Source organism: Vreelandella subterranea, assembly GCF_900111305.1.
Lineage (GTDB): Bacteria > Pseudomonadota > Gammaproteobacteria > Pseudomonadales > Halomonadaceae > Vreelandella > Vreelandella subterranea.
In genome coordinates this window covers 139,064-156,791 of the sequence record NZ_FOGS01000007.1, presented here as the reverse complement: position 1 = coordinate 156,791, position 17,728 = coordinate 139,064, and the positions used below count along the sequence as shown (strand labels likewise).

The 17,728-nt window shown below is 57.9% G+C and carries 26 protein-coding genes and 1 pseudogene; 23 read left to right on the top strand and 4 right to left on the bottom strand.

The window, feature by feature from the left end; translation table 11 throughout:
• Nucleotides 1–45: 45 nt before the first annotated feature.
• Complete coding sequence (locus BMX75_RS11630) at nucleotides 46–282, bottom strand: YdaS family helix-turn-helix protein (protein WP_092828103.1); 237 nt, start codon at nucleotides 280–282, stop codon at nucleotides 46–48.
• An 83-nt stretch (nucleotides 283–365) separates the two neighbouring features.
• Here BMX75_RS11630 and BMX75_RS18240 point away from each other — a divergent pair.
• The 20 genes and pseudogenes from BMX75_RS18240 to BMX75_RS11535 form a co-directional block, all read left to right on the top strand.
• A pseudogene (locus tag BMX75_RS18240) lies at nucleotides 366–560 on the top strand (helix-turn-helix transcriptional regulator); the annotation flags it as partial.
• A 9-nt stretch (nucleotides 561–569) separates the two neighbouring features.
• Nucleotides 570–1,061 (top strand): S24 family peptidase, encoded by a 492-nt coding sequence (locus BMX75_RS11625; RefSeq protein WP_245748525.1) that lies wholly within the window; start codon nucleotides 570–572, stop codon nucleotides 1,059–1,061.
• A gap of 33 nt (nucleotides 1,062–1,094) precedes the next feature.
• Nucleotides 1,095–1,604 (top strand): hypothetical protein, encoded by a 510-nt coding sequence (locus BMX75_RS11620; RefSeq protein ID WP_092828101.1) that lies wholly within the window; start codon nucleotides 1,095–1,097, stop codon nucleotides 1,602–1,604.
• Nucleotides 1,601–2,383, top strand: coding sequence for a DUF1828 domain-containing protein (locus BMX75_RS11615; RefSeq protein ID WP_092828099.1), 783 nt, complete (start codon nucleotides 1,601–1,603; stop codon nucleotides 2,381–2,383). The genes BMX75_RS11620 and BMX75_RS11615 overlap by 4 nt, the downstream gene beginning before the upstream one ends.
• 176 nt (nucleotides 2,384–2,559) lie before the next feature.
• The gene (locus BMX75_RS11610) at nucleotides 2,560–2,973 is read left to right on the top strand and encodes a response regulator transcription factor (RefSeq protein ID WP_092828097.1); all 414 of its coding nucleotides are present in this window, start codon (nucleotides 2,560–2,562) and stop codon (nucleotides 2,971–2,973) included.
• A complete protein-coding gene (locus BMX75_RS11605) occupies nucleotides 2,970–3,323 on the top strand; it encodes a hypothetical protein (protein WP_092828095.1) in 354 nt (117 codons plus the stop codon). Before BMX75_RS11610 ends, BMX75_RS11605 begins: the two co-directional genes overlap by 4 nt.
• On the top strand, nucleotides 3,320–3,628 hold the full coding sequence (locus BMX75_RS11600) for a hypothetical protein (RefSeq protein ID WP_092828093.1): 309 nt from the start codon (nucleotides 3,320–3,322) through the stop codon (nucleotides 3,626–3,628). Before BMX75_RS11605 ends, BMX75_RS11600 begins: the two co-directional genes overlap by 4 nt.
• A complete protein-coding gene (locus tag BMX75_RS11595) occupies nucleotides 3,625–3,966 on the top strand; it encodes a hypothetical protein (RefSeq protein ID WP_092828091.1) in 342 nt (113 codons plus the stop codon). The genes BMX75_RS11600 and BMX75_RS11595 overlap by 4 nt, the downstream gene beginning before the upstream one ends.
• A 10-nt stretch (nucleotides 3,967–3,976) precedes the next feature.
• Nucleotides 3,977–4,594 (top strand): nitroreductase family protein, encoded by a 618-nt coding sequence (locus BMX75_RS11590; RefSeq protein ID WP_092828089.1) that lies wholly within the window; start codon nucleotides 3,977–3,979, stop codon nucleotides 4,592–4,594.
• Nucleotides 4,591–4,911 (top strand): hypothetical protein, encoded by a 321-nt coding sequence (locus BMX75_RS11585; protein ID WP_092828087.1) that lies wholly within the window; start codon nucleotides 4,591–4,593, stop codon nucleotides 4,909–4,911. The genes BMX75_RS11590 and BMX75_RS11585 overlap by 4 nt, the downstream gene beginning before the upstream one ends.
• A gap of 81 nt (nucleotides 4,912–4,992) precedes the next feature.
• A complete protein-coding gene (locus BMX75_RS11580; RefSeq protein ID WP_092828085.1) occupies nucleotides 4,993–6,798 on the top strand; it encodes a DNA cytosine methyltransferase in 1,806 nt (601 codons plus the stop codon).
• 76 nt (nucleotides 6,799–6,874) lie between these two features.
• Nucleotides 6,875–7,846 carry a recombination-associated protein RdgC gene (gene rdgC / locus BMX75_RS11575; RefSeq protein WP_092828083.1) on the top strand — a complete coding sequence of 324 codons (972 nt, stop codon included), beginning with the start codon at nucleotides 6,875–6,877 and terminating at the stop codon, nucleotides 7,844–7,846.
• A complete protein-coding gene (locus BMX75_RS11570; RefSeq protein ID WP_092828081.1) occupies nucleotides 7,843–8,184 on the top strand; it encodes a DUF4406 domain-containing protein in 342 nt (113 codons plus the stop codon). Before rdgC ends, BMX75_RS11570 begins: the two co-directional genes overlap by 4 nt.
• A complete protein-coding gene (locus tag BMX75_RS11565) occupies nucleotides 8,171–8,467 on the top strand; it encodes a hypothetical protein (protein ID WP_092828079.1) in 297 nt (98 codons plus the stop codon). Before BMX75_RS11570 ends, BMX75_RS11565 begins: the two co-directional genes overlap by 14 nt.
• Nucleotides 8,464–9,084, top strand: a complete 621-nt coding sequence (locus BMX75_RS11560) for an HNH endonuclease signature motif containing protein (RefSeq protein ID WP_092828077.1) — start codon at nucleotides 8,464–8,466, stop codon at nucleotides 9,082–9,084. Before BMX75_RS11565 ends, BMX75_RS11560 begins: the two co-directional genes overlap by 4 nt.
• On the top strand, nucleotides 9,081–9,344 hold the full coding sequence (locus BMX75_RS11555; RefSeq protein ID WP_092828075.1) for a hypothetical protein: 264 nt from the start codon (nucleotides 9,081–9,083) through the stop codon (nucleotides 9,342–9,344). The genes BMX75_RS11560 and BMX75_RS11555 overlap by 4 nt, the downstream gene beginning before the upstream one ends.
• The gene (locus tag BMX75_RS11550) at nucleotides 9,341–9,814 is read left to right on the top strand and encodes a hypothetical protein (RefSeq protein ID WP_092828073.1); all 474 of its coding nucleotides are present in this window, start codon (nucleotides 9,341–9,343) and stop codon (nucleotides 9,812–9,814) included. Before BMX75_RS11555 ends, BMX75_RS11550 begins: the two co-directional genes overlap by 4 nt.
• Nucleotides 9,811–10,347 carry a hypothetical protein gene (locus tag BMX75_RS11545; protein ID WP_092828071.1) on the top strand — a complete coding sequence of 179 codons (537 nt, stop codon included), beginning with the start codon at nucleotides 9,811–9,813 and terminating at the stop codon, nucleotides 10,345–10,347. Before BMX75_RS11550 ends, BMX75_RS11545 begins: the two co-directional genes overlap by 4 nt.
• Nucleotides 10,344–10,856, top strand: a complete 513-nt coding sequence (locus BMX75_RS11540) for a hypothetical protein (protein ID WP_092828069.1) — start codon at nucleotides 10,344–10,346, stop codon at nucleotides 10,854–10,856. Before BMX75_RS11545 ends, BMX75_RS11540 begins: the two co-directional genes overlap by 4 nt.
• A gap of 3 nt (nucleotides 10,857–10,859) precedes the next feature.
• On the top strand, nucleotides 10,860–11,063 hold the full coding sequence (locus BMX75_RS11535; protein WP_092828067.1) for a helix-turn-helix transcriptional regulator: 204 nt from the start codon (nucleotides 10,860–10,862) through the stop codon (nucleotides 11,061–11,063).
• Here the strand turns inward: BMX75_RS11535 and BMX75_RS11530 are convergent.
• Nucleotides 11,014–12,228 (bottom strand): tyrosine-type recombinase/integrase, encoded by a 1,215-nt coding sequence (locus tag BMX75_RS11530; RefSeq protein ID WP_092828065.1) that lies wholly within the window; start codon nucleotides 12,226–12,228, stop codon nucleotides 11,014–11,016. The two genes, BMX75_RS11535 and BMX75_RS11530, sit on opposite strands and share 50 nt — an antisense overlap.
• A 489-nt stretch (nucleotides 12,229–12,717) precedes the next feature.
• Here BMX75_RS11530 and BMX75_RS11525 point away from each other — a divergent pair, with 489 nt between their 5' ends.
• Entirely contained in the window at nucleotides 12,718–13,635 is a 918-nt protein-coding gene (locus BMX75_RS11525) for a metal ABC transporter solute-binding protein, Zn/Mn family (protein WP_092828063.1), read from the top strand.
• Between the two features lie 10 nt (nucleotides 13,636–13,645).
• Here the strand turns inward: BMX75_RS11525 and BMX75_RS11520 are convergent, their stop codons facing one another.
• Nucleotides 13,646–14,314, bottom strand: coding sequence for a phosphoglycolate phosphatase (locus BMX75_RS11520; RefSeq protein WP_092828061.1), 669 nt, complete (start codon nucleotides 14,312–14,314; stop codon nucleotides 13,646–13,648).
• 149 nt (nucleotides 14,315–14,463) lie between these two features.
• Between BMX75_RS11520 and BMX75_RS11515 the strand changes: the two genes are divergently transcribed.
• Complete coding sequence (locus tag BMX75_RS11515) at nucleotides 14,464–15,762, top strand: NAD(P)/FAD-dependent oxidoreductase (RefSeq protein ID WP_092828059.1); 1,299 nt, start codon at nucleotides 14,464–14,466, stop codon at nucleotides 15,760–15,762.
• 22 nt (nucleotides 15,763–15,784) lie between these two features.
• On the opposite strand, the gene rpe is transcribed toward BMX75_RS11515, so the two are convergent.
• Nucleotides 15,785–16,480, bottom strand: a complete 696-nt coding sequence (gene rpe / locus BMX75_RS11510; protein ID WP_092828057.1) for a ribulose-phosphate 3-epimerase — start codon at nucleotides 16,478–16,480, stop codon at nucleotides 15,785–15,787.
• A 231-nt stretch (nucleotides 16,481–16,711) separates the two neighbouring features.
• Here rpe and cysP point away from each other — a divergent pair, with 231 nt between their 5' ends.
• Complete coding sequence (gene cysP, locus BMX75_RS11505; protein ID WP_175474730.1) at nucleotides 16,712–17,719, top strand: thiosulfate ABC transporter substrate-binding protein CysP; 1,008 nt, start codon at nucleotides 16,712–16,714, stop codon at nucleotides 17,717–17,719.
• Nucleotides 17,720–17,728 lie beyond the last annotated feature (9 nt).

Here is a 17,728-nt window from a genome sequence, read left to right as displayed (position 1 = left end):
CCATCGCGGCCGATGTTTTAGACGGCTGATTTGCATAGACTTGAATCATTGAGAGGCCACCTCATCTAGCGGTGGCTCGGTAAACACAGACGGGCAAAGCTGCGCGGCGGTAAACGCCCCACCGGTCAGCTTTTGGGCACGCAGCGCAACCGCAGGAGACATGCCGTGCTTGCCACGCACCCACCCTGAAACGGTTGCTTGATCAACCTTCAGCAGCTCAGCTGTTTTTATCTGCGTACCGAAGTAACCCACCAAGCTTTGGAAGGTAGAGGTTTGGCTCATCTTTGGGCGCTCCAAAATAGGAATACCTATATATTAGGTATAGGCAAACCCGTTTGCAAGTATATGGGCGCACCTATATAAAAATGCTTATGGAATTCAAAGACCGCCTCAAAGCAGCCAGGAAGCACGCTGGCCTTAACCAAGCAGAACTCGCCACACGAATTGGCGTGCAGCAGACCAGCATTTCCGATTTGGAGCGCGGCAAATCAAAGTCGACATCCTTTTCGACTCAGATTGCGCATGAACTGGGCGTAAGCGCGTTATGGCTTGCCACTGGAAAAGGCGAGATGGTTCCAGGTGTTAAGGATGGGGGTGCTTCTTACGCCACTGAGACACCACCCTCGACTGATGACTATGCGCTTATCCCTCAACTCAGCGCCCGGGGTGAAAACGGCAATGGTTACCTGAACGATCACGTTGAGGTAAAAGGCGACCTGGCCTTTAAGCGAGAATGGCTCGCCAAGATTGGGGCAAAGCCTGAACGATTGAGCGTTATTTATGCCGATGGCGACAGCATGGAGCCCTACATTGTCAGCGGGGATGTCGTGCTGATCGACCATGGGGCTACCTCGCCAGTCAATGGCAAGGTCTTCGCTATCCGGCGGCCAGACGACAGCATCAGCATCAAGCGGCTTATTCAGCATGTGACTGGCGAATGGGTCTTAAGCAGCGACAATCCCAACAAAGCGCTTTATCGGGATGAACTGATCGATTCGGCTTCCGTCTGCCAGGTACCCATCATTGGTAAAGTCGTATGGCGCGGCGGGGCCATGCACTAAAAAAATAAATAACGCCAACGCTAGGAGAGACCCATGGATGATACGGTATTCACAGACGAGGAAATTTCCACGCTGTTGAGTGTCGAAAAGCGGGTGCAAAATCCCAGGGCGCACTGGAAAGAGCAGAAAGGGTCCCGACAGCGAAATTACAAGCTCGTGTCAGCTTGCGGTAAGCACTTTGAGATGTACATTCGCCAGAACATGCGGATAGAGGACGCCTTTTCATGCGGGCTGCGGTTTATTCACCCAAAAGGCAAGGAACACAACTTAACGCTTTGCCGCTATAATGGAAGTGATCACACGCATTCCAACCCCCTTGAGAGCAGCGATATTATTCACGAGCGCTGCCATATTCATCGTGCCACACACCGCTACATTCAAGCGGGCAGGAAACCTGAGCATTACGCTGAAACAACGGACCGCTACACGTCGCTGGAGGGCGCTATCGAGGCACTTTGCCACGACTGCTCAATCATATTCCCAGATAGCAACCCACTAAGCGATGTACACAACGACCTTTTTGGAGGTTCGCCGCAAACATGACCATCAATGTGGAGTCTTTAAAACAGCACTTGTGCACCGCGTTTTGCGCGGATGTTCGCGTGTCTGAAAAAAACGACTTCATCCGGGTCTCTCTGCCTCTAACCGGCCGCGATGGAGACCATCACACGATCTACTTAAAGCGTGCAGAAGGCGGGTGGCGGCTCTCCGATATGGGCAGTACGCTGATGCGACTGAGCTACGATAACGACACCAATACGCTGCTCACAGGACCACGTGGCAAGCTGTTTGATCAAATCCTCACAGAGTCAGGGGTTCGAGAAGAGGATGGGGAGATATACACGGAAGTTCAGGCCGATCGGCTACTAAACGGCTTGTTTCAGATTGGCCAAAGCGCCTCTCGGATTGAAGACTTAGGGCTATGGTCGAAGTCCAGGGTTGAATCGACGTTCAAAGAAGACCTTAAAAGCATATTGCTCGATGTGGTGTCTGCCGATGACATTGAAGAAGACTACATCGTGCCTAATATAGAAAACGCTAGCTTATACCCGATTGATTTTCATATTAAAACACCAGGAAGACCGCTATACCTGTTTGGCGTCAATACAGCAGATCGCGCCCGCATCTCCACCATTGTGATGCAGCACCTCATCCAGAACTCCCATGACTTCGATTCGTTTGTGGTCTGTTCCGATTTCTACACCCTACCAAGGGCTGACGGTGCTCGCCTAATGAACGCGGCTAACGACATGGTGCAAAGCCTGGATAACGTGACCGACTTGCAGCGCAAACTTAAGCACCGGATAGCCCAACCCGCCTAATTCCTCCTGAAGACTGCCTCCCGTTTCAGGCGGTTTTGTTGCTTGCCAAATCAATAATCACCGCCAGCCGAGGCGGTTTTTTTGTGCCTAAACAACAAATATAGGAATACCTATTGACCTTTATTATGTGTTTGCCTATATTTTAGATCATCGAATACAGGCAAAGGGATAAACCCATGCAAATCACACACGGCAACTGGCAAGCAACAATCAACGCGGAGCGTGGAGGACTGGGCTTTACGCGCATGGAAGCAACTTACCTGCTCCACCTCGCTAACGGCTGCACTCAAAAGGAAATCGCCAAGGCAGTGGGGCGCCAGCCAACCACCGTCAAGCACTGCCTAGAACGCGCCTATCAGAAGCTCAACGTGACACGCGGTACCGCCGCTGTTGCAGAGGCCATGAACCGGCGCTGGATAGAACGAATCTCTTGCTTTGCCCTTCTAGCTCCGTTCCTGCTGGCGCTGATCATCGGCGGCATCAACCCCGACGTCGAGCCCATGCGCCACCGCCCGCCGATGCGCACCCGTACTCAAGTAAGCGCCAGCCGTACCCTCGCCCGCCGCGACAACGGGAGCCTCTACGCATGAGCATCCAACCCAACGCCTCCCAGCAACTACCGGGCGATATGCGCCTCATGATCCACGCAATCCATGAGCTGGCGCTCGATGTCGCCCTCCACGGCCGCTATCACACCTACACCACCCTGAGCGGTGAGCGTGACTACTTCGGCTGGCGCATCGTCACCATGCCAGCGGGCAAGACACACACCGACCCCGAGGCGGTGGCCATGAACTGCAATTTGAGCGCGATCACCGTGCCTGGCTGGGGCGGCATGACCGATGCCGAGGAAGGTCGGGAATATTGCCGCGAACAGCTGGGCGCGATGTACAAGCACCTCGAGTCGCTGCTGCAAGACAGCCAAGGCGGTGACGCATGAGCCTGACTCACGTCATCAGCCTCCGCTTTGTCATCCAGCACTGGCGGCTATTCGCCATGCGAGACGGCTACACCCTGCACAGCACCGTCATCTCTGCCGAGCCGGTACTTGGCGGCGGCTACTTGCCCGCGTTTGTTGGCAAGGAAGGCACGCGAATCATCGTCCGCATGAACGGCGCGCTACCCACCGAGATCGCTGCCCGCATTGCCCTGCGCAACGTGCTGTGGCGCGCGCACGTCGAGGGCCGCATCAGCCTCGATCCACACCCAGATGAAACCAACACCGACCAGGAGCAAGCGGCATGAAACAGCAAACCAAAAACGGCCTCTGGGCAGTGGCCCTGGGCACGATCATCGGAACCATGGCCGCCCTGGCGGGCAACGACACCAACGCCGAGCAAGAGCAAAGCATCACGCAGTATTGCGAGGGCGTGGCGGTGTATGCCGCCGAGGAAGCCCGCGGCGTTCCGCTGGAAAACCGCACCGGCCACCGCGACTGGGACGAGAGCATCAACGTCGAGGAGCAGTGCCCAGGTATGCGGCCAGCCGGGCCCGCGCTGAACTCACAAGAATTCCTTACAAGTTGGTCATCTCGCTACGCGATGCCGGACACGGCGCCCGCCAACCAACTTGTTCAGTTTTGAGGTGATGACGATGACGACTAATGCAGATTTAGCGCTAGAAGAGTTCATGGAAAACGTAGCAAACCACTCCATGGAAGTGCTGCAGGATAACGGCAAGTATCGCCACCTGCGCTTTAGCCATAAGGGCTCATCTATCTACCACTTCAACATCGTCACTTGGCCAGGGTACCTAGCCATCGCTGGCGACATGGGCGACTTCATGTTCAGCCGCGTGCCGGACATGTTCGAGTTCTTCCGATCGGAAAAGCCAGGGCTCCACATCAACGCCAGCTATTGGGCTGGAAAGCTAAAGGCAGGCGGTAGCGGTGGATCTCAGTTTGCCAAGGTGTGGTGCGAAGAGGCCTTCAAGCGAAACATTTTGAGGGAGTTTGAGTACTGGGCGGAAGTTCAGGACGACGAAGCCCGTGTTGCCGGAGTTCGCGCAAAGCTAAATCATGAGGTTCTAGAGTTCGGTAATTTCAAAGAGGAAGCGGCGCAGGCGGTTCTGGACTGGGATAACGAGGCCTTAGACCTAACCGATTTCTGGGAATGCGACTGCACCGACTTTGATCATCACTACCTCATCTGCTGCTACGCCATCGTCTGGGCGATCCAGCAGTACGACGCTGCAAAGCAGGAGGCCGCATGAGCACCTTCCGCGTATACGGCATGACCGAATGTAAAGCCATGCAGCTGGCCCGCGCCTCTACCCCCCCCCATCCACTGGAGTCCGTGGAGGAGTTCGAGGCACGCGTGCAGGAGCGTTTCAAAAAGATCATGGAGGGCAACCGTGCCGTTCCGCTCAGCAGTTCATTCGATGCGCCCCAGTTTGCCAACCAGTTCATTGAAATAGCGCAACGCAGCGGGCGGGCACGCGGGCTGCATATCCGCCACCCGGTGAAGGTGCATGTACTTCGCGGCAAAAAGCCTGCCACGCGAACCGTTTGGAAGGAATACAAGCAGTGATCGACCAGGAACAGTTCGACCGGATATTTAAGCCAGCGCCAGCTAAGGGCGACGGCCAGACCAAACAGGAAGGGAAATAGCATGATTGATAAACGAGAGGTAAAGCACTTCCATCTGTTCTGTGGTCTGGGCGCCGGCGCGAAAGGCTTCAACCGCGGCCACGCCCGGGTGGGCAACATGGAAGCCCGCTTCCGCTGCCTGGGTGGCGTTGATGTAGACGCCCACGCGATCGCCGACTTTGGCCGCATGACGGGCACGCCCGGTACGGTACTCGATATGTTCGACCGCGACCAGTTCACCGCTTTTCATGGCCATGAGCCACCGGCGGGCTGGCAGGAATCTACCGCGGCTGACATTCAAGCGGCCGCTGGCGGCGAGGCACCGAACATCCTGTTCCTGAGCGCGCCTTGCAAGGGATTCTCAGGGCTGCTGAGCCAGACACGCAGCACCACGCCCAAATATCAGGCGCTCAACCGGCTGACGTTGCGCGGCATGTGGCTGGCACTGGAAGCATTTGCGGATGACCCCGCTGAACTGATCATTTTCGAGAACGTGCCGCGTATTGCAAACCGCGGGCGCCCACTACTCGACAAGATCGTGGCCATGCTCCAGCACTACGGGTACCACGTTGCCGAAACCACGCACGACTGCGGCGAGCTGGGCGGCCTGGCGCAATCCCGCAAGCGATTTTTGCTGGTAGCCAGGCATGCCGAGAAAGTGCCGCCCTTCCTGTATGAGCCGGTGAAGCGCCCGCTTCGCGCCGTGGGCGACGTCTTGGGCGACATGCCCATGCCCGGTGATGAACTTGCCGGGGCCATGCACCGCATCCCACGCCTGCAGTGGAAGACATGGGTACGTCTTGCGTTCGTGGAAGCGGGCAGCGACTGGCGATCGCTCAATAAGCTGGCCGTGGAAGATGGGCAGCTGCGTGATTACCTGATTGTTCCTGAGTATCGCAGCGGCTACCTGGGCGTTAATAAGTGGGGAGAGACGACCGGCACCGTGGCGGGACGTAGCACACCAACCAACGGCGCTTTCTCGATCGCGGATCCTCGCTTTGAGCAATCCGCCAAGTGGCGCGATGGACAAGCCTACGGCGTTCGCCGCTGGAATGGGCCCACTGGCGCGATCACCGGCCAGCAATCACCTGGCCAAGGGGCGTTTGCCGTGGCAGACCCAAGACGCAAGGGCCCCACTTACGGTAAATACGGCATCACTCAGTGGGGGAAGTCTTCCGGTACCGTTATTTCCGGCAGCACCACCGGCCAAGGGGCGTTTGGCGTTGCGGATCCGCGCCACCTTGGCCCAGCCAAGCACAGCAACTGCTACCGGATTGTGCCCTGGGAGAGTTCCGCACGGTGTATTACGGGCGCCCACGGCAGCGGCCAGTGCATAGCAGACCCACGCCCCAACCTGCAGCGGCAAAAAGGCGACCACTACTTAACAGCGAGCCACTACGGCGTAGTGCCCTGGTCAGCCACCTGCGGCGCCGTGTCGGCCTCCGCCGGGCACGATAACGGCAGTTGGTCAGTAGCCGACCCACGCCTGCCCGAACCCAACGAAAAGCTGGTGGCCGTCATCCGCTCTCTCGATGGCACCTGGCACCGCCCGTTCACCACGCTAGAGCTCGCCGCGCTTCAAGGCCTCATCGACCCATGGGAACACCTCGAGCTGGAAGGGTTGAGCGACAGCGGCTGGCGGGAGCGTATCGGCAACGCCGTACCGCCCCCGGCCGCCGAAGCAATCGCCAGCGTGATGGGTACCACCCTGCTGCTTGCTTGGAGCGGCGAGACCTTCGCGCTCGGCTCAACACCTATCTGGGTTCGCAACGCGGCGGCCGCCCTTTCTTTGCAGCAGCCCAAACCATCCGATACCGCCGTTCACTGACCGGCCGGAATTTTATGCAAGCGCCAGATGCCACCAATCTCTGGCCGACGCCCGACAGCCAATAAGGATTGCCACCATGACCATGATCAAAAACGCCATCGTACTAAAAGCCCTCCTGCCTGAGGTTGCCTTGCTGCGCCAGCAACTAGAAGCCGCTGACTGGGCCGAGATCGCAGAAACAGAATTCCGTCGTGACGCGTTTATACCGGCGGCTGCGGGCGAACTTGTCGCCGACTTCCCTTCTGGCTTTGCGCTGTGCCTGCGCTGCCAGGAAAAGATCATTCCTACTGGCACTATCGGCGAGGCGGTCTTCAAACGCGCCAGCGAGATTGAGGAGGAGCGCGGCGAGCCACTGGATGACGAAGAGCGCGACCAGCTTTATGGCGATGTCGCCGTGGAAATCTGCAAGAAAGCGTTTGTAAAAACCAAGTACGTCCAGGCCTTTTACCATCCTGAGAGCGAGTACCTGTTCGTCAACACCAGTTCACCTGGCGACGTTAAGCGCCTCATGGGCGCCCTGGTCAAGCTTACCGGCAAGGTTCAGACCGTCACGATCCACATAAGCGGCATCAAAAACGGTGTTACCGCCCGCCTGCGTGATGCCATTGAACATCAAGGCGACGACGAAAAGAGACCTTTCGGCAAGCTTGCTCCCGATGACCACGCACGGGTTAAGCGCCTGCTGCAGCCGGGGGAGCCTACTGAGGTGGTCACATACAAAGGCACGTGGCTTGCGAATAACGAAGAGCTTTTAAGCCACCTGAAAGACGGCTTTGAAGTGGAAGAGATAGGGCTGAGCTTCCCGCCCGCCGCTATGTCCTTCCGCTTGACGCACCAATTCCGCTTCAAGGGAATCGACTTCGAGCCGCAAGAGCCGGACGACGATGGCGGCGAAGGCGATGACGTTCACGATTGGCGGATGATGGCCATGCGTGAAGTGGAGGGAATGGTGGGCGTCGTCAATGAGCTTTGCGAGCTCATGGAATACGAACAGCCGGTGCTTGAAGAAGAGTCAGATGACGACGCCAATCAGGAGCCGACCGCATGAAACGTATCTACATCAGCGGCCCCATGACCGGGCTGCCAGGGCTGAATTATGGCGCGTTCCACCTCACGGCTCACCAGCTGCGGGCGCTGGGCTATGAGGTCGTCAATCCGGCAGAGAAGCAAAGCGAATCTGAAGACCTCAGTTGGGAAGAATACCTGAGGGAAGATCTTCAGCAGATGCTGACCTGCGACACGATCGCCCTACTGCCCGGCTGGCAGGCATCCAAAGGCGCGCACCTCGAGCTGCACGTTGCCCACCGCGTCGGCATGCAGATCGTCGACGTCGAGCAGCTGCATCGTCAGGAAATCGCCCAGGAGGTGGACCATGCCCAAACTTGATCACCTGGTCACCGACCCGAACACCGGCGATGAAGTCACGCTCTTCCAATTAGCCGGGATTTACGGCATCGCATCCGGCACCGTGTACAGCCGCTACATGTCCGGCAAGCGCGGCATGGACCTGATCACCAAACCCAAGCGCGGCAGCCTGAGTGCGTGCGAGCAAGAGCGCCAGCGTCGCCAGGATTTAAGCCGCTGCATTGAACTGGCCAAGGGCACTGCCCTTGCGCGTCCGCTACCCCATATTGCGGATGCCAGCAAAATGACAGGAGATCAACCATGACTGATTACCTGGCCAACAAGGGCAAACCCTGGTCGCCGGAAGACTTGGCCGCCCTAGCAAAGGCCTACCCGAATACGGACAACGTCACCCTGGGCCGGATCTTCCGCCGCACTGAGTCCGGCATTCAGAACGCGGCCATCAAACACGGCTGGACGAAATCAGCGGAGTACATGGAGCGGGAAAAGCCCGGCTGTTTTAAGCCTGGACAAGCGCCCTGGAACAAAGGCACTCATTTCAGCCCACCAGGCAGCGAGCGTGGCCGCTTCAAAAAAGGCCAGCGCCCTACCTCCTGGTTGCCGATCGGCTCTGAGCGCGTCACGAAGGACGGTTACCTGGAGCGCAAGATGACCGATACAGGCATCACTCGCCATGACTTTGTAGCAGTTAGCCATATCGAATGGGAAAAGCACCACGGCAAGCCAGTGCCGCCTGGGCATGCCGTCACTTTCCGCGATGGTGACAAGCGCAACTTTGCGCCAGACAACCTGGATCTTATCAGCCGCGCCGATCTCATGCGCCGAAACACCTTCCACAACTTACCGGACCCGCTGCCGCAGCTCATTCAGCTACGCGGGGCCCTGAATCGCAAAATCAACCGCAGGAGCAAGCAGGTATGAAAAACAAGATCGATGACCTACGCAACCACCTGTTTGCCCAGCTCGAACGCCTGGGCGACGAAACCCTTTCCGGAGATGCCTTGAAAGAAGAAATTCAGCGTTCCAGGGCCGTGGGTGAGATCTCCGGACAGGTGATCGATACCGCCCGAGCTGAAAACGAGCGACTGAAAATCCTCAAGCGTGCGCCAGCAACTGACTTTCTCCCCGCCGGTGAGCAACTGGATGAAGAAGGTTTGCCGCGGCTGGGAGGTGGGAAGTGACCCGCTACGCAGAAAAAACCAGCGTATCCAACGAGCGCAGCCGCGCCGAGATCGAGCAGACCGTCTCGCACTACGGCGCCAGCGGCTTCATGTACGGGTGGGACGGTGACACCGCGGTCATGGCATTCCAGATGAACGGCCGCCGGATCCGCTTTGATCTCACCATGCCCGACCGCCACAGCGACGAATTCACGACCACGGAAACGGGGCGCGATCGTGCGCCAGCACAAGCCGCCAAAGCCTGGGAGCAAGCCTGTCGCCAACGGTGGCGCGCCCTCGCTCTGGTCATCAAGGCCAAGCTCGAGGCGGTCGAGTCAGGCATTACCGAGTTTGAAGAGGAGTTCCTGGCGCACATCGTACTGCCCAACGGAGGCACTGTTGGCCGCTGGATGCTCCCCCAAGTCAAAAGCGCTTACGAAACCGGCGATATGCCACCACTACTACCATCACCGAGAGGCGATCAATCATGAGCGATAACACCCACGCCGCGATGTGCGTCTACTGCGGCGAAACCATCATCTACGACACACGCCAGGTAACCGACATGGCGGACGCCCACGCGAAGATCGTGGCGCATGATCAGCAGTGCCCCAAGAATCCATTGGTGGCGCGTATTGCCGAGGTAGAAGATCGGGAGGCGGCGCTGGCTGCGCACCTTGATCGGTTGAAAAAAATATTCATGTCAGGTTCAGACGATGAACAAATAGGCGAGGCGCTTCACGATACCCCTTTCGTATCACTATCCCTCCGCGATGCGCTAAAGCAGGCGGAGGCGCTGGAGCTTGTTAAATTTCAGTCAGGTCCGGATGAGAATACGCCCCAGGAAGACGACTTTGATGCTGGATGGGACGCAGCTTTTGAACTGCTGGGTCAGAGGGCGAAAGAACTACGCCAGCAAGCCGAAGGCCTGCAGGTGGGCAAGCAGCGCAACTACGAAAACTGCACGCTTGAGTGCGGTGCTTATGGCACTTACTGCAAATGCAAAGACGAGTGCCACCAATGACCCAGCCAACACACACCCACCGGGACGGCGGCGGAAAGTTTCACGAAATCGCGCAGCACCAGGGTACCGGCCCGCTTGATGGGCATTGGATAGTCATCTTCCACGACCTAGATGAAGGCTTTCAAATGGCAACGACCCAAGATGACTGGGTGCAAAACTGGCGTGAGGTCGCTCCGGATGATTGCACCGTCTGCATGGGCACTGGCACCGACCACATCAAGAACAATAAAGCCCTGCCCTGCGGCGGCTGCTACGGACTGGGCAAAGTGCGCGACGACGGCGAGACGCCAGCCGATCGCTGGGAGCTCTCCGCCGTGGCCACCCGCATTATCCAGCGCCAGCAAGACGAGCTACTGAACCTGCGGCGTATTGCTCAGAACCCAGCGGTGCAGGCCCTGCTCGACCAGGATCGCCAGCAGGCGTTCAACGACAGCGTGCGCAGGCAAGAGCAGCAATGGCGAGACGGGCCCGGCCATGGCCCCGGCGGCCAGCGATATACGGGAGATTGATATATGGCACAGCTATTACCGATGAAGGCAGTTGCCGAGCGGGTGGGTTACAGCGAAAGCAAGCTGTACGCCATGATTCGGGAAGGCGACTTCCCGCCTGGGCGCAAGCTAGCCACAGGCGGGGTGCGGTGGATTGATAGCGAGGTCGATGACTGGATCAAGCGCGCATACGCTCAGGCACCGGAGGCGCGTCTGCGCCTTGCATGATCGCGTCGATGAAGTCGCTGTACCATTGCAGCATCTCCCGACGCTCTTTCAGATAGTCGGCATGGTTGTAGGCGGCGCGCACCTGGTTGCCGGGCATGTGCGCCAGCTGCTTTTCTATCAGGTCCGCGCGCCAGCCGTATTCATTCAAAAGTGTTGAGGCGGTCGAGCGAAAACCGTGGCCGCTAAACCGTCCAGACCATCCCATTCGCGCCAGGGCAGCATTGATCGTTGTCTTGTTCATGGGCTTTGATGGGTGACGCAATGACGGAAACATCATTTCCCCAAGGCCGGTAGAGCGGTGCAGCTCTTGAAGCAGCGTTACTGTCTGCTTTGAAAGCGGCACAACATGGGGGCGGCGCATCTTCATTCGTTCCGCTGGGATGCGCCACTCAGCACGCATGAAGTCAATCTCTTCCCAGCGCCCTGCTCTTAGCTCCCCCGTTCTCAACATCGTGCGCATCAGCACGTGCATGGCGATGGCGTTAATGCGCCAGCCGCCCTGGGTATCGATCTGGTTGGCGAGCGTTGCCAGGTCCTCCTTGCCGAGCGACTTGCTGTGAGTCACCTGAGCCCGCTGTACAGCCCCACGCAACGGTGCCGACGGGTCATGATCAGCCCGTAGTGTGCTCGCCGCATAGCGGTAGATCTGGCTGATCCACTGACGCGTCAACACGGCCACCGTTGGCGCGCCGCGTTCTTCTATCTTTTGGATTAGCCTGAGCACGTCAGCGGGCGTCACCTTGGTCACGTGCTTGTGACCAAACGCTGGCCGCATTTCGCGCTCAATGCCAACCTTAACCTGGTGCGCGTAGTAATCAGTCCAGCGCAGCTTATGCTTTTCGAACCACTCCGTAGCGATCGCATCGAATGAGTCTTGCTCGCTTCGCTTCTGCTTGTCCCGCTCTTCCTGCTCGAGCACCTTGGGGTCAACCCCTTGGGCGGCATTGTGCTTAACCCAGTCACGCTTCTTCCTGGCATCCTTCAGCGTGACATGAGGATACTGGCCAGGCGTGAAGAGGTTTTCTTTGCCATGCATGAAGTAGCGCACGCGCCAGTACTTTTTCCCACTAGGGCGAACGTCGAGATAAAGGCCTTCGCTATCCGGTATTCGGTAGGGCTTTTCCCCGGGCTGCGCTTTCCGCGCTTTTGTGTCTGAGATCGGCACCTGGGTAACGCTCTCTGAAAATGGGTGTGCTCATAGTGTTACCCAGGATATTACCCAGGTCGAGCCCTAATTTATGTGGAGTACAATGGAGTGATATACAGAATCGGCGGGGTGTTATGCGGATTAGCAGGATGGGCGTGGAGTTATATACAGTACTATGGAGTGTCGTCGTAATGATCCAGCATAAGGACGCGCTTCGCGACCTTCCCCTGCGCCATTGGCTGCTTGCTCCGTCAAGGTAAAACGATGATTAACAACTGCTGTACCGCGATGATACCCCAACCCGATGTGTCAGTGCAGGGGTTAAGAAGGCAACCGGGGGACGTTGACGCCGTGACACCCACGGTAACACGCTATGCTGTTAAAATATGACTTACCAACCTCGTGATAATGCCACGTTTGCGGTACGCCTCTAAGCTAACAGGCGCTAGTATCGCGGCATAACAATCTTTATTATCAGTCGCTTTTCAAGAGAGTCAGGAGCGCGGGATGCGTAACAACGTCATGAAATGGGGGCTGCTGCTGTTGGCATTGATGATCGCCAGCCCCTCGGCCACGGCGCAAACCTCGCTTCGGGTGGTGGCATCATTTTCAGTGATCGCTGAACTGGTCAAAGGCGTGGCAGGCGACGCGGTTAGCGTGGATGTGATCGTCCCGCCCGATGAAGACGTCCACCGCTGGGAGTTGACCCCACCCAATGTGCTGGCACTGGAAGAAACCGATCTGGTCATTTACAACGGCCTGGAATTGGAGCCCTGGCTGCGCGATGTCAAAGCCATCGTGGAAAATGATCTGCCCATGGTGGCCTTGGCCGAGCAGGCAGACTACCCGGCGCTGCCGCTTACCTCTGGCCGTTATCAAGGCTACGCTAACCCTCACATGTGGATGGCCCCCGAAGGTGCCGCCGCCTATGTGGATATTATTGCCGACACCCTGTCAAAACATGCACCGGACCATGCTGACGCCTTCGATCAACGCGCCGCTGATCTCAAGCAGACGCTGAAAGAGCTCGATGCCGAGCTTGAAGAGCGCCTGGGCGGCATTCCCCAGACCAACAGGACCCTGGTAACCAGCGAAGCCGGCCTTGCCTACTTCGCCGATGCTTACGCGTTCGATTACGATGCCTTATGGGGGGTTAACCACGAAACCATGGGGACGGCCGCTGCGATGGCTCGCATGCAGGCAAGGCTGGCCGAAAAACGACCGCCCGGCCTGTTTTTTGAGAGCACAACGCCGGAGATTCACATGGACGCCCAGGCACGTTATGCCGATCTTCCCCTGGCAGGGCCGCTCTACGTGGATGCCCTGAGCGGCAGTGACGGCCCGGCATCCAGCTACGCTGACATGCTGCGCCACAACGCGGAACAGTTGCACGCCACCCTCGGCGGTGCCCGCGAAGAAGACTAGCAGCCTTTCATCAGGCGATCATTTCGTCGAGTGATGTGAGCACGGCATCCGGGTCGCTGTGGCTGATTGGTTCGCCGTGATTATAGCCATAGGGCAGCGCCAGGGTCGTAAACCCGGCGGCCTTACCTGCCTCGATATCATGACGCGAATCCCCCACCATCATGCAGTCGCCGGGCATCACGCCACAGGCTTTAGCCGCGTACAGCAGCGGCAACGGGGAAGGTTTTTTCTCTGCCAGGGAATCACCGCCCAGGCACAGAGCAAAGCAGCCGTTAAGCTCGAAGTGGTCCAAAATAGGCGTAATAAAGCGCTCTGGCTTATTGGTGATCAGCACCAGCATATAGCCTGCTTCGTGCAGTGCTGTCAGTGCCTGTTTCACGCCGGGGTACAAGGCGGTCAACTGATTCGGGGCTGCCGCGTAATGGTGCAAAAAGCCCGCGTAAGCACGATCAAGAAGCAGGGCATCGGGTGGCGCGCCCAGCGACCAGGTCAATGCGCGCTCAACCAGCACGGCCGCGCCGTTGCCCACCCAGTCGCGAACGCTATCTGTCGATGGCATTGCCAGTCCCTGGTCGGCCAGCGCATGGGCAACCGCGACCGTTAGATCGGGAACCGAATCGATGAGCGTGCCATCGAGGTCAAAGGCAATCAGACGCTTGCCATGAAGAAGTGGGTGCAAGTGACCATCCTTATCTGCGTAAAGAGTCAACGAAAGCTCGCTTCAGGGACAGCCCTGAGAACCGGCTTTGCTATATGAACCGCGGCTTACGTTCGTCACTACCGCGAGAAACCTCTATGATGAGTATCATTTAAGTCAAGGAGTAAGACATGAGCCTTCCCACCATCGTGATCGTTGGCGGCGGCGCTGGCGGTCTGGCGCTGGCAACTCAATTGGGGCGTAAGCTTGGCAAGCCTGGGCGGGCCAATGTGGTCTTGCTCGATCGCAATACGACCCACGTCTGGAAGCCGCTGCTGCACGAATTAGCCACCGGGGTACTGAACTCCAGCATGGACGAGGTTGATTACCGCGGCCATTCATCGGCGCATCATTACCGCTATCAGCGTGGCTCACTATCCGGTATTGATCGCCAGGCCAGGCAGCTGCATCTAGCGCCTGTGGTGGATGAACAAGGCGAAGAGGTTCTTCCCGCTAGACAGCTGGGCTACGACTACCTGGTCATGGCCCTTGGCAGCGTGTCCAACGACTTTGGCACGCCAGGGGTTGCCGAGCACTGCCATTTTATCGATTCGCCCCAGCAAGCCAAGGCGTTTCAGCGCGATATGATCAATACCTTCCTGCGTTACACCGACCCGACACTGCGCCAGCACCCACAGTTGACCATCGGTATAGTGGGCGGTGGTGCCACCGGGGTGGAGCTGGCCGCCGAACTGTTTGACGCCTCAAGGATGCTCAACGCCTACGGGGTAACCGCCACCGATCACCAGCAGATCAGCGTCCACCTGTTAGAGGCCGCGCCCCTCTTGCTTCCCGGGCTCTCCGAGCGTATCAGCCAAACCGTCCAGCAGGAACTGGAGAGCATGGGCGTGACGATCCACGTGGGCACGGCGGTCAAGGAGGCACAGGCTAACTGTCTTGTGACGGGCGATGGCGACGTGATCGAAACCGATCTCAACGTCTGGGCGGCGGGCATCAAGGCACCGCCATTTCTCGCCGAGCAGGGGCTTTCGACCAATAACAAAAATCAGCTCAAGGTGGCGAAAACGCTGCAGAGCGTCGATGATCCGGCAATCTTTGCCCTTGGCGACTGTGCCGATTGCCCACAGGGAGATGACAGCGCCGTCCCACCGCGTGCCCAGGCCGCTCACCAGCAGGCCAAGCTCCTGGCCAAGAACCTGGTCAACCAACTGGAAGGCAAGCCGCTTCACGAGTTTCACTATCGGGATCACGGCTCGCTGGTGTCGCTAGCCCGTTACGATGCCGTCGGCAGCCTGATGCGCAGCTCTGCATCACGCGGGCTATTCCTGGAAGGCTGGCTGGCACGCCGCGCCTATGCGTCACTCTATCGCATGCACCAGCTATCGATTCACGGCGCGCCAAAGACCGGCCTTGCCTGGCTGGTCGATAAGCTCAATCGCTACCTGAAACCGCGCATGAAGCTGCATTAAGTCCTGGCATCCCGTAAGGGTATCAGGTACTGGCAATCGCCTCGCGTAGCTGCCGGATCACGGAGTCATAGCCGTGCGGATCGCTTTGCTGGTGAGCATTAAAGATTGCCGACCCGGCGACGAAGGTATCCGCCCCGGCAGCGGCAATCTCGGCGATGTTATCGGCCTTGACACCGCCGTCGACTTCCAGACGAATCGCGCGCCCTGACGCATCAATCCGCGCGCGCGCATCGCGCAGCTTATCCAGCGTCCCGGGAATGAACGACTGCCCGCCAAAACCGGGGTTGACGCTCATCAGCAGCACCATGTCGACCTTGTCCATCACGTAATCGAGATAGGACAGCGGCGTTGCGGGGTTGAATACCAGCCCGGCTTTGCAGCCGCTGTCACGTATCAGTTGCAGCGAGCGGTCGATGTGCTCGGAGGCTTCCGGGTGAAAGGTGATATAACTGGCCCCCGCCTCGATAAAATCGCTGATCATGCGATCCACCGGCTTGACCATCAGATGCACGTCAATGGGGGCTGTCACGCCGTGTTGGCGTAATGCCTTGCACACCATCGGACCGATGGTGAGATTGGGCACATAGTGGTTATCCATGACATCGAAGTGGACGATATCCGCCCCCGACGCAAGCACGTTGTCCACCTCTTCGCCAAGGCGGGCAAAGTTGGCGGAAAGAATCGAGGGGGCAATTAAACAATCACGCACAGACGTCATATCAACATTCCTGCTTTGCCAAAGTAAGTAAACAACGGCCATTACCGCGTTCAGAGAGGCTGCATATTACCAGAAGCGTTGTGCAACGGGGTCTATCAGGCATTGCCTTCCACCTATATTCCAAAAGAGAATATAAAACACAATTGTAATTCCACAATCACAGGTTTAAGCTTGCTAGCTATATTATCAACACCAGTTGCCAACACTGGCTTGGTTATTAAGGAGCTTATGATGTCATTTTCCGTTTTCCGTCGCAGCGTCTTGGCGCTGGCCATCGGCGCCACGCTTTCAACCCCGGCCGTTGCCCAGGAGCGCGAGCTGCTGAACTCTTCTTACGATATTGCCAGGGAGCTGTTCGCCGAGATCAACCCCAAGTTTGAAGCCTGGTGGGCAGAAGAGCACGGCGAAGACATTGAAGTCAGTCAATCCCACGGCGGTTCCTCGGCCCAGGCACGGGCGATCATGCAGGGCCTGCGTGCTGACGTCGTGACGTTTAACCAGGTGACCGACGTTAACGTTCTCGCTGAAGCGGGACTGGTCGACGAAGACTGGCAGGATGCGTTTGACAATAACGCTTCGCCCTACTATTCCACCACGGCGTTTCTGGTGCGCAAAGATAACCCCAAGGCTATCGAGAACTGGGACGACCTGGTTAACGATGACGTTGACATCGTTTTCCCCAACCCCAAAACCTCGGGCAACGGTCGCTATACCTATCTGGCCGCCTGGGGCTTTGCCGACGACCAGTTTGAGGGCGACGAAGAACAGATTCAGGACTTCATGCGCACCTTCCTGGCTAACGTCAGAGTCTTTGATACCGGCGGACGTGGTGCCACCACCAGCTTTATCGAGCGTGGGATCGGTGATGTACTGATCAGCTTCGAGTCCGAGGTGAATAACATTCGCCAGGAATATGGTAGCGACGATTACGAAGTCATCGTGCCGCCTACCAGCATCCTGGCTGAGTTCCCCGTTGCCGTCGTGGGCGAAAACGCTGAGAGAAACGGTAACAGCGACCTGGCGCAGAGCTATCTGGACTACCTCTACCGTGAGGACACCCAGCGGCTGCTGGCTGGCTTTAACTACCGCGTTCACCATGAGGCGGTAGTCGAGGAATTTGCCGATCAGTTCCCCGAAACCGACCTGCTGAAAGTTGAAGATGTCTTCGGTAGCTGGCCAGACGCCATGGAAACGCACTTTGAAGGCGGTGGCATGCTTGACCAGCTTCAGCGCCGTTAATTCTTGATT

Coding starts and splice junctions, on each gene's coding strand:
- BMX75_RS11630 (WP_092828103.1), bottom strand. CDS start 282: ATGAGCCAAACCTCTACCTTCCAAAGCTTGGTGGGTTACTTCGGTACG.
- BMX75_RS11625 (WP_245748525.1), top strand. CDS start 570: ATGGTTCCAGGTGTTAAGGATGGGGGTGCTTCTTACGCCACTGAGACA.
- BMX75_RS11620 (WP_092828101.1), top strand. CDS start 1,095: ATGGATGATACGGTATTCACAGACGAGGAAATTTCCACGCTGTTGAGT.
- BMX75_RS11615 (WP_092828099.1), top strand. CDS start 1,601: ATGACCATCAATGTGGAGTCTTTAAAACAGCACTTGTGCACCGCGTTT.
- BMX75_RS11610 (WP_092828097.1), top strand. CDS start 2,560: ATGCAAATCACACACGGCAACTGGCAAGCAACAATCAACGCGGAGCGT.
- BMX75_RS11605 (WP_092828095.1), top strand. CDS start 2,970: ATGAGCATCCAACCCAACGCCTCCCAGCAACTACCGGGCGATATGCGC.
- BMX75_RS11600 (WP_092828093.1), top strand. CDS start 3,320: ATGAGCCTGACTCACGTCATCAGCCTCCGCTTTGTCATCCAGCACTGG.
- BMX75_RS11595 (WP_092828091.1), top strand. CDS start 3,625: ATGAAACAGCAAACCAAAAACGGCCTCTGGGCAGTGGCCCTGGGCACG.
- BMX75_RS11590 (WP_092828089.1), top strand. CDS start 3,977: ATGACGACTAATGCAGATTTAGCGCTAGAAGAGTTCATGGAAAACGTA.
- BMX75_RS11585 (WP_092828087.1), top strand. CDS start 4,591: ATGAGCACCTTCCGCGTATACGGCATGACCGAATGTAAAGCCATGCAG.
- BMX75_RS11580 (WP_092828085.1), top strand. CDS start 4,993: ATGATTGATAAACGAGAGGTAAAGCACTTCCATCTGTTCTGTGGTCTG.
- rdgC (WP_092828083.1), top strand. CDS start 6,875: ATGACCATGATCAAAAACGCCATCGTACTAAAAGCCCTCCTGCCTGAG.
- BMX75_RS11570 (WP_092828081.1), top strand. CDS start 7,843: ATGAAACGTATCTACATCAGCGGCCCCATGACCGGGCTGCCAGGGCTG.
- BMX75_RS11565 (WP_092828079.1), top strand. CDS start 8,171: ATGCCCAAACTTGATCACCTGGTCACCGACCCGAACACCGGCGATGAA.
- BMX75_RS11560 (WP_092828077.1), top strand. CDS start 8,464: ATGACTGATTACCTGGCCAACAAGGGCAAACCCTGGTCGCCGGAAGAC.
- BMX75_RS11555 (WP_092828075.1), top strand. CDS start 9,081: ATGAAAAACAAGATCGATGACCTACGCAACCACCTGTTTGCCCAGCTC.
- BMX75_RS11545 (WP_092828071.1), top strand. CDS start 9,811: ATGAGCGATAACACCCACGCCGCGATGTGCGTCTACTGCGGCGAAACC.
- BMX75_RS11540 (WP_092828069.1), top strand. CDS start 10,344: ATGACCCAGCCAACACACACCCACCGGGACGGCGGCGGAAAGTTTCAC.
- BMX75_RS11535 (WP_092828067.1), top strand. CDS start 10,860: ATGGCACAGCTATTACCGATGAAGGCAGTTGCCGAGCGGGTGGGTTAC.
- BMX75_RS11525 (WP_092828063.1), top strand. CDS start 12,718: ATGCGTAACAACGTCATGAAATGGGGGCTGCTGCTGTTGGCATTGATG.
- BMX75_RS11515 (WP_092828059.1), top strand. CDS start 14,464: ATGAGCCTTCCCACCATCGTGATCGTTGGCGGCGGCGCTGGCGGTCTG.
- rpe (WP_092828057.1), bottom strand. CDS start 16,480: ATGACGTCTGTGCGTGATTGTTTAATTGCCCCCTCGATTCTTTCCGCC.
- cysP (WP_175474730.1), top strand. CDS start 16,712: ATGTCATTTTCCGTTTTCCGTCGCAGCGTCTTGGCGCTGGCCATCGGC.